We start from the raw sequence: 7831 nt of genomic DNA, 5'->3' as shown, positions 1-7831 counted from the left end.
CGCGCTGCGTGCCCGGCTCGCCGGCCGCTGCGGTGTCTCCGGTCGGCTCGGCCTCCCCGGTCGACGCGGCCTCCTGTCCGGCCTCGGCCCCCGCCCACCCGGCAGCGTCGCGCTTCGCGGACTCGTCCAGGAAGCGCAGCATCTCCACCGGGAACGGCAGCACCAACGTCGAGTTCTTCTCCGCCGAGACCTCCACCACCGTCTCCAGCAGCCGCAGCTGCAACGCGGCGGGGGTGTCGGCCATCCGGGCCGCCGCCTGGGACAGCTTCTCCGAGGCCTGCAGCTCGCCCTCGGCCGAGATCACCCGGCCGCGCCGCTCGCGTTCGGCCTCGGCCTGGCGGGACATCGCCCGCTTCATCGCCTCCGGCAGCGCGACGTCCTTGATCTCCACCCGGTCGATGTGCACGCCCCAGTTGGCGGCCGGGCTGTCGATCATCAGTTCCAGGCCCTCGTTCAGCGCCTCCCGGCGGGAGAGCAGGTCGTCGAGGCTGCTCTCCCCGATCGTGCGGCGCAGGCTCGACTGGGCGACCTGCAGCATCGCGAAGCGGTAGTTCTCCACCCCGACGACCGCCTGCACCGGGTCGATCACCTTGAAGTACACGACCGCGTCCACCCGGACGGTGACGTTGTCCCGGGTGATGCCGTCCTGCCCGGGTACGGGCAGGGTGACGATCTGCATGTTGACCTTCGTCATCCGGTCGACCCCCGGCACGATCAGCTTCAGCCCGGGTTCCCGGGGCACCCGGTGCACCCGCCCGAACCGGAAGACCAGTCCGCGTTCGTACTGCCGGACGATCCGCACCGAGGACATCGCCGCGACTGCCAGCACCAGGCCGACGATGACGACGATCGTGATCAGCGTCTCCATGCAGGCCCCGCCTTCCCGCGGGTCACGCCGTCGGCCACCGCACTCGGACCCGCGAACGGACTGCGGGTGAGGTCGGCGGCGCGACCCTCGATCATACCGATCGTGTGTGATCCATATTACACTTCGTCGCGGCCCAGGGCCTCGCGCGGCCGTTGTGGCAGGCACCGATCACGGGGGACGTAGCATGAGGGGAGCAAGCGCAACCCCCAGCGACGAAAAGGTCGGTGCCCGAGCAGTGACCACCACGCAAGAGACCCCCAGCGTCGAGGACGTGCGCGCCGCGCTGAACGACGTCCACGACCCGGAGATCCACAAGCCGATCACCGAGCTCGGCATGGTCAAGGACATCACGATCGGCGACGACGGTGTCGTGTACGTGGCCATCTACCTGACGGTGGCGGGCTGTCCGCTGAAGGACACGATCACCCGCGACACCACGGCGGCCGTAGAGAAGCTGGACGGGGTGCGCGACGTGCGCGTCGAGCTGGACGTCATGAGTGACGAGCAGCGCACCGAACTGCGTCAGAAGCTGCGCGGCGACGCCGAGGAGCCGGAGATCCCGTTCGCCCAGCCCGGCTCGATGACCCGCGTCTACGCCGTCGCCTCCGGCAAGGGCGGCGTCGGCAAGTCCAGCGTCACCGTCAACCTCGCCGCCGCGATGGCGCGCAAGGGCCTGTCGGTGGGTGTGGTGGACGCCGACATCTACGGCCACTCGGTGCCGCGGATGCTGGGGGCAGCCGAGAAGCCCACCAAGGTCGAGAAGATGATCATGCCGCCGCAGGCGCACGGCGTGAAGACGATCTCGATCGGCATGTTCACCCCGGGCAACACCCCGGTGGTGTGGCGGGGGCCGATGCTGCACCGGGCGTTGCAGCAGTTCCTCGCCGACGTCTTCTGGGGCGACCTGGACATCCTGCTGCTGGACCTGCCCCCCGGCACCGGCGACATCGCCATCTCGGTGGCCCAGCTCATCCCGAACGCGGAGCTGCTGGTGGTCACCACGCCGCAGCAGGCGGCGGCCGAGGTCGCCGAGCGGGCGGGCGCGATCGCGCTGCAGACCCGCCAGCGGGTGGCCGGGGTCATCGAGAACATGTCCTGGTTCGAGGGGCCCGACGGCACCCGCATGGAGATCTTCGGCTCCGGGGGCGGGCAGACGGTGGCCGATTCGCTCACCAGGTCCGTCGGCGCCGAGGTGCCGCTGCTCGGCCAGGTGCCGCTGGAGCCCGCGCTGCGCGAGCAGGGTGACGCGGGCACACCGCTGGTGCTGTCCGAGCCGGACTCCGCGGCGAGCACGGTGCTCACCGAGGCGGCCGAGAAGCTGTCCGTCCGCGCCCGCGGCCTGTCCGGCATGATGCTCAACGTCACCCCGGCGGGCCGCTGACGCCCCACCCCACCAACCCGCGAGTCGCCCCTCCATGCCCGCGAGTTGCCGTTCCAGACCCGCGAGTCGCCGTCTCTGACCCACGAGTTGACGTGCCAGAACCGCGAGTTGGCGCGCCAGGACCGCGAGGGGTCTCGCAGTCCTGGCGCGAAGCCGTCCGGCGGAGGTCCCGGGAAGGCGACTCGCCGGTCGGAGTGTCGACTCGCGGGTTCGTGGTGTCGACTCACGGGCGTGGAGAGGGGACTCGCGGGCATGGAGAGGCGACTCGCGGGCGCCGGATGACAACTCGCGGTCCTGGAGTGGCGACTCGCGGGTTGGGTCAGGTGGCGTCCGGGTCGACCGGGGGTTTCTCGCCCGGGCGGAGGGGGCCCGCGTCCGTGGGGCCACCGGTGTCGGCGTAGCCGTTGGGCTTGACGGACGGGGGGCCCGGGTCGGTCCGGTTGAGGTTGTCCAGGCCCAACGGGTCCCGGTCGCCGTCGAAGAGGTGCTGGGTCACCGCGCGCTTCGGGTCGAAGTTGCGCAGGTTCCGCAGGTCCTCGACGGGTTTGCGGAACTCCTCGTACTCGGGCCCCATCTCGTCGCGCAACTGCTGCCGCGCCCCCGTCGCGAAATCCCGGACCTTACGCAGTGACCGGCCGAGCCAGGCCGCCGCCTCCGGCAGCCGTTCGGGGCCCAGGATGAACAGAGCGGCGATGATGAGAACGACGATCTCGCTCCAACCGATGCTCTCGAACACGCCGAACACCTCCGCCTCGAACCCGGTGCGCCGACAGCGTACCCCGTCCGTGGCGGCTCCGGGTCAGTCCGAGCCCAGGGTGACCTCGACGGTCAACGGCCGACCCCCGCGCACCAACCGCACCGGGACCTCCTGGCCGATGTCGTGCTCGCGCACCGCGACGGTGAGTTCGGCCGCGGTGCGCACCCGGCGATCGCCCACCTTCGTGATCACATCGCCCTCGGCGATCCCGGCCCGCGCCGCGGGGCCACCCTCGACGACGTTGCGGACCTGGGCGCCCTCGGACGCGGTCGCCGACACCGACGCCGCGTTCACCCCGATCGCGGCGTGTTCCACCTGCCCGTCGGCGATCAGCTGCTCACTGATCGCGATGGCCTGGTTCACCGGGATCGCGAACCCGAGACCGATGCTGCCGCCCTCACCGCCGCTGCCGACGGTGCGGATCATCGAGTTGATCCCCACGAGCGCACCGGTCGAGTCGACCAGCGCGCCGCCGGAGTTGCCGGGGTTGATGGCCGCGTCCGTCTGGATCGCGTCGTAGGTCACCGCCGGGTTGCCGTCCTCCCCGGGCGCGGTCACCGGCCGGTTCAGGGCGCTGACGATGCCCTCGGTCACCGTGTTCTCCAGCCCGAACGGCGAACCGATCGCCATCACCGCGTCCCCGGGGGCGAGCGCACCGGAGTCCCCGATCCGGATCACCACGGGATTGGTGACGTCGACCTTGAGCACGGCGAGGTCGGTCTTCGGGTCGGTGCCCACGATCCGTCCCGGCACGCGTGTCCCGTCGGTGAACACCGCACGCACCTCGGTGTTCTCGTTGTCCACCGCCTGGGCGACGACGTGGTGATTGGTGAGCACGTAACCCTGGCCGTCGATGACGACGCCGGAGCCGACGCCACCGGCCTGCCCGGACTCCACCTCGATCGAGACGACGGCGGGCGCCACCCGGTCCGCGATCGCGGCCACGGAGCCGGCGGGCCGTTCCTTGCCGTGCCGGGCCTCCGCGATCTCGAGCTCGCCGGTGAGCGAGTCGCCCGCGTTGGCCAGCGCCCACCCGACCGCGCCGCCCAACGCGCCGACGAGCAGGGCCACCACGCCGAGCAGCGCCAGGGCCGTCGGCCGGACGCGACGACCGAACAGCACCTCCGGCAGGCTCAGCTGCGGACCCCGGGGTCGTTCGCTCTCCCCGTCCGTGCGGTCGGTGTCCGGCACCGCCGGACCGCCCAGGACCGCGGCCGCGCCCGGGTCGCGCCAGGGATCCTCGACCGACGTCCACAGCGGTTGGTCGTCGGCACCGTCGCTGTCACCGCCATTGCCGGACGTCGGCCCGGCCTCCCCGGTGGGCCGCTGCAGGACGACGTCGTCGGCACCCTCGGGCCTGCCGAAGGCCTCCGCCAGCGCGGGGGGAGGCGGCGCGGGCGGCGACCCCTGCGGGACCGGATCCCGGCCCCCCTCGGGGGAGAACGAACCCTGCACCCCGTGCGGCCGGGAGAAGGCGGCCTCCAGGGCAGGGTCCACCGCGGGACGACTGACCGGGCGCGGCGGGAGCCGCGACGCACCCGACTCGGTGGACTCCCCGTGGCTCGGCGTGGATCGCTCGTTCATTCTTCCCCGGTGCTGGCTTGATGATCGCTCGACGTGACCCTACGCCAAGCCTGCCACGCCGATGCTGCCCTCGGGGCGGTGAAGTCAGCGTGGGCCGTACCCCGGGCCGGTGAGCGCGGGCGTTCCGGGGAGACCGGTGGACGGGACGGTGGGTTCGGTGCGTTCCGACACGGCCGTCGCGGTGCCGGTGGCGCTCGCGGTGCCGGTCCCGGTGCCGCTCGTCGACGTCCCGGTGGCCGACCCGCGCGGGGCCGACGCCGACCCGGTCGGAGGTCCGGAGACCGTGGTGGCCACGGGTGTCCCCGGGGCCGGGGAGGTGGTCCCGCCGGTGTCCGCGGTGGGCGAGGCACCCCGCGGAGAGCCCAGGTGGGCGGGCCAGACCCCGGAGGATCCCGGACCGGGGCTCTCGGCGTCCCCGGTGCCGCCGCTCGCGCCCACACCGGACGTCGCGGTAAACGCCAGTGCGCTCAGGACCAGGCCGGACACCACCACGCCCGCACCCTGGGTGGCCCGGCGCCGCACCGACCAGAAGCGGAGGCCGCCACCCCCCAGCACGGTGGACGCGGTGCCCAGCGGGGAGGAGGTGCCCAGCGCGCCGCCCCGCAGCCCCGCCACCTGCCCGGGCCGCTGCACCGTGACGATCTGCCCGTCCGGGTCGACGGCGAGGTTGTCCGGCACCGACGGGGTGTCGGTGTGCTGCGGGATCGCCCGCAGATTCGCCAGGAACCCGGCCGGGATCGACGGGGACTCCGCCTTCCGGACCGCGCTGCTGGCCGCACGCTGCGCCGCGACCTCGGCGGCGCAGCCGGGACAGTGGGCCAGGTGCGCGGCCGCGCGCTCCTGGGCTCCGGGCGACAGCTCCTGATCCACGAACGCCACGACGACGTCCGGCAGCAGATGCGACTCGGAGAACCCCCAGCCCCTGTTCGACGTCATACCCGCGCCTCCTGCACGAGCGCCCGCCTGCGCTCGAGCGACGACTTCAGTGCCTGCCTGCCGCGGTGGATGCGGCTGCGCACCGTGCCCAGCTTGACCCCGAGCGTCGCGCCGATCTCCTCGTACGACAGCCCCTCGACGTCGCACAGCACGACCGCCGCGCGGAACTCGGGCGGCAGTTCGTCGAGGGCGGCCTGGAGATCGGGGTCCAGGTGGGTGTTGGAGTACACCTGCTCGGGGCTCGGGTCGTCCCCGACGATGCGGTCGGTGTCCTCCGGCAGGCCCTCCATCCGCACCCGCGACCGGCGGCGCGCCATGTCGAGGAAGAGGTTCGTGGTGATGCGGTGCAACCAGCCCTCGAACGTGCCGGGCCGGTAGGAGGCCAGCGACCGGAACACCCGGATGAAGGTCTCCTGGGTCAGGTCCTCGGCGTCGTGGGCGTTGCCGGACAGCCGGTACGCGAGCCGGTAGATGCGGTCGGCGTGGTCCCGCACCACCTCGTCCCACGTGGGCGGCGTCCACGTGGCCTCGTCCTCGACCGGTGCCGGAGCGGTCTGCGTGCTGTCGTACGGCAGCGGAGGCACCTCCATCGGCCCGTTCCCCTTCACTACTGACACCAACGTGGCGTCGGCGGCGGGAGTTCCCGTCCCGGGCTCCCAGTCTTACCCGCTTTCCTGTGGTTGTAGTGAGGTCGTGCTGAGAGCCCGCTGAGAAAGCGGTGCCGTCCTCGTGGGCGTCGGGGATCTCCGCCCCGGTCGGACCCCGGTCGGACCCTGGTCGGACCCTGGTCGGATCCCGGGCGCCCCGGGCGACGCCGGGTGCCGACCCGGTCGCGCACGGTCACCGCATCGGTCCTCGCCCGAGTGGGCGGGGTCGGCGGTGCAGCTCCACGCTAACCTCAGGCGCGTGAACTCCGAGACGCACATCACCGGTTCGGTCGATCTCGGCGAGTTCCTCGAGGCGTACCTGCCCGAGGACGAGGTCCTCGCCGGCGCGCGCCTGCGCGCGGAGCGGCTCGGATGTCTGCCGGTGTCGGGCGCCACGGGATCCACGCTGAGTTTCCTCGCCGCCGGGCTGCAGGCCCGCGCCGTCGTCGAGATCGGGACGGGGGCCGGTGTCTCCGGCCTGTACCTGCTGCGGGGCATGGCCTCCGACGGTGTCCTCACCTCGATCGACCTGGAGCCGGAGTTCCACCGGAGCGCCCGGGCCGCGTTCTCGGACGCAGGCTTCGCCGCGGGCCGGATGCGGCTGATCATCGGACGCGCCCTCGATGTCCTGCCCCGGCTGACCGCGGGCGGGTACGACCTCGTGTTCGCCGACGCGGGCAGGCTGGAGTACCCGCACTATTACGAGCAGAGCGTGGACCTGCTGCGGCCGGGCGGCGTGATCGCCTTCCACAACGTGCTCGCGGCGGGGCGGATCGCCGATCCCTCCCGGCGCGAGCCGGAACTGCTCGCGCTGCGGGAGGTTGCCCGGGCGGTCCGGGACGATCCGCGGCTGGTGCCCACCCTGCTGCCGGTGGGCAGCGGGCTCCTGGTGGCCGCCGTCGCCACGTCCTGAGACGCGGTCTCACGCCGCCGACGAAGTCGTGCCCGCGGTGCGATCACGGTCTCCTGCGGTCACGGCATCGTACGGTCACGGCGTCGTACGGTGCCGTGCGGTCGCCGCCCCGGGCAGGGCGACCCCCGCCGCGGCGAGCGCGAGCCACACCACCACGGTGCCGACGAGCCATCCCCAGCCCGCGGCACCGAAGACGATGCTGCCGAGGGTGCCGCCGACACTGCTGCCCAGGTAGTAGGCCAGCGTGTAGAGGCCGGACGCGGACGCACGGGCCTGCGCCGGGGCCCGCAGGGCGACCCAGCCGTTGGCCACCGCGTGCGCGGCGAAGAACCCGCCGGTGAACACCACGAACCCGACGACCACGACGGCCAGCGACCCGGACAGCGTCACGACCGCGCCGACGGCGGTCGTGGTCAGCGCCACGACCAGGCACCGCGGCCGACCGAACCGGGCCACCAGCCTGCCCGCTGTCGCCGAGGACACCGACCCCGTGGCGTAGGAGAGGTACACCAGGGAGGCCACGGCCGGGCTGAGCGCGAACGGCTCACCGGTGAGCCGGAACCCCGCCGCGTTGTAAAGGGCGACGAACGACCCCATCGCCAGCAGTGCGACCCCGTACTGCGCCAGCAGCACCGGACTGCGCAGGGCCGCCCCGACCCCGGTCAGCACGGTGCGCAGCCGCCGCCCCGCAGCCGCCCTCGACACCCCCGGGCGACCTCGCGGGGACACGACCTCCCCCGGCCCG

General features: G+C 73.0%; 8 protein-coding genes. 2 read left to right on the top strand and 6 right to left on the bottom strand.

Features of this window, described 5'->3' with window-relative positions; all coding sequences use genetic code 11:
- Positions 1–868: slipin family protein (locus SACPADRAFT_RS25530; RefSeq protein ID WP_007025621.1), on the bottom strand; the 868-nt coding region annotated here is incomplete at its 3' end.
- A 235-nt stretch (positions 869–1103) separates the two neighbouring features.
- Here SACPADRAFT_RS25530 and SACPADRAFT_RS0204240 point away from each other — a divergent pair.
- On the top strand, positions 1104–2249 hold the full coding sequence (locus tag SACPADRAFT_RS0204240; RefSeq protein WP_028662198.1) for an Mrp/NBP35 family ATP-binding protein: 1146 nt from the start codon (positions 1104–1106) through the stop codon (positions 2247–2249).
- Positions 2250–2568: 319 nt separating this feature from the next.
- Here SACPADRAFT_RS0204240 and tatB read toward each other — a convergent pair whose 3' ends face one another.
- The 4 genes from tatB to sigE all read right to left on the bottom strand — a co-directional run bounded on the left by tatB (position 2569) and on the right by sigE (position 6116).
- Complete coding sequence (tatB, locus tag SACPADRAFT_RS0204235; protein ID WP_007025619.1) at positions 2569–2985, bottom strand: Sec-independent protein translocase protein TatB; 417 nt, start codon at positions 2983–2985, stop codon at positions 2569–2571.
- A gap of 63 nt (positions 2986–3048) precedes the next feature.
- Positions 3049–4590 (bottom strand): S1C family serine protease, encoded by a 1542-nt coding sequence (locus tag SACPADRAFT_RS0204230; RefSeq protein WP_007025618.1) that lies wholly within the window; start codon positions 4588–4590, stop codon positions 3049–3051.
- Between the two features lie 84 nt (positions 4591–4674).
- Entirely contained in the window at positions 4675–5526 is an 852-nt protein-coding gene (locus tag SACPADRAFT_RS0204225) for a zf-HC2 domain-containing protein (protein WP_007025617.1), read from the bottom strand.
- On the bottom strand, positions 5523–6116 hold the full coding sequence (sigE, locus tag SACPADRAFT_RS0204220) for an RNA polymerase sigma factor SigE (protein ID WP_007025616.1): 594 nt from the start codon (positions 6114–6116) through the stop codon (positions 5523–5525). Before sigE ends, SACPADRAFT_RS0204225 begins: the two co-directional genes overlap by 4 nt.
- 316 nt (positions 6117–6432) lie before the next feature.
- On the opposite strand from sigE, the gene SACPADRAFT_RS0204215 reads away from it, so the two are divergent.
- On the top strand, positions 6433–7086 hold the full coding sequence (locus SACPADRAFT_RS0204215) for an O-methyltransferase (protein WP_028662197.1): 654 nt from the start codon (positions 6433–6435) through the stop codon (positions 7084–7086).
- 75 nt (positions 7087–7161) lie between these two features.
- Here the strand turns inward: SACPADRAFT_RS0204215 and SACPADRAFT_RS25525 are convergent.
- Positions 7162–7831, bottom strand: a 670-nt coding sequence (locus tag SACPADRAFT_RS25525) for an MFS transporter (protein ID WP_157577066.1), incomplete at its 5' end; no start/stop codon positions are given.

The organism is Saccharomonospora iraqiensis subsp. paurometabolica YIM 90007 (genome assembly GCF_000231035.2).
Taxonomy (GTDB): domain Bacteria; phylum Actinomycetota; class Actinomycetes; order Mycobacteriales; family Pseudonocardiaceae; genus Saccharomonospora; species Saccharomonospora paurometabolica.
Note: the sequence above shows the minus strand (reverse complement) of the source record. Positions and strands in the feature narration are given on the sequence as shown.